This is a genomic window from Mesorhizobium sp. M4B.F.Ca.ET.089.01.1.1, from assembly GCF_004022605.1.
In the GTDB taxonomy this organism is placed as follows: domain Bacteria; phylum Pseudomonadota; class Alphaproteobacteria; order Rhizobiales; family Rhizobiaceae; genus Mesorhizobium; species Mesorhizobium abyssinicae.
Map to the genome: position 1 here is coordinate 1 of NZ_RZOS01000927.1, position 996 is coordinate 996.

Here is a 996-nt window from a genome sequence, read left to right on the forward strand (position 1 = left end):
GCCGACAAGGGCGACGACGCGTTCGACGCGGCCCGCAATGCGAGCCAGGACGCGATCCGACGGTGCCGTAACCGTTGCCAGAGCATAGCGTAGGTTGCGCAGCGCGCCGCGATAGCGGCGCAATGCTGCGCTCGCGGCCGACTTTTCGGCCTTGGCCTGCCGCACGAGCTGGTCGAGCTCGCGATAGCGGGCGATGAGGATCCGCATGTCGATGCCGCAACCGTCTACAACCGCACCATCGCGATTTCGCACCGGGTAGCGCTTGTAATTGCCGCTATCCTGCATCGTGATCAAGCCAGCGTCGAAAAGGCTGGAAAGCATACGGCTCACACGACCGGCTGAGCGGCCGATCTCGAAGCCGAGCTGCTGGTTGGACTTGAAGATGATCGGACGGCCGGACTTGTCAAAGGCCTCGGCCGGGGCCGTGTTGACCAGAGTCACCAAAAGATGGCTTTCGGTCGCACTGATCAATCCAGTGCAAGTGAGGTTTTGTGCAAGCACGGCAAGCTGGCCGCGCGTCACCGTTCCGATCTCGGCCGACTGTGCCAGTCGCCGGTAACCGGCACGTTGTGGCGTCATTCGGCGACCGATTGGCCGCCGATCCGTATGGGGGTCACCCATGTCCTCGTCTCCTTTGTTAGGGACCAGGCAAAGCTTCCCCGTTCACCGAAGCGGTGTTTCTCAGTTGACAAGGAAGGGAGGGTTTGCGAGAAAGGTTTTGGCTTATTTTTTCACTGCAAACCCGCTTCCGGATTTCGTTCGGGAGCGGGTTTTCTTTTTCTGGGCCGGTCTGTCTCTCCGTCTTAAAACGTTAGAATGCGCAGTCGGAATCATGCTGATTCCGATGATTTGCGAAGCATAACCGGAATAACCGTTTTGGCGCAAGAATTGTGCTACACGTTGCCGTCCACCAGAGCAACCCGGCGGCTCGCATGATGCGGATTTCCTTGATTATCTGTGTTTTTTAAGTGCAATACATATTCGACACGCCATTAA

1 protein-coding gene is annotated in these 996 nt (G+C 57.9%); it reads right to left on the bottom strand.

Annotated elements, in window-relative coordinates; all coding sequences use genetic code 11:
- A partial coding sequence (locus tag EN780_RS35090) for a helix-turn-helix domain-containing protein (RefSeq protein ID WP_281035406.1) occupies positions 1 to 621 on the bottom strand: 621 nt, incomplete at its 3' end.
- Positions 622 to 996: the final 375 nt, after the last annotated feature.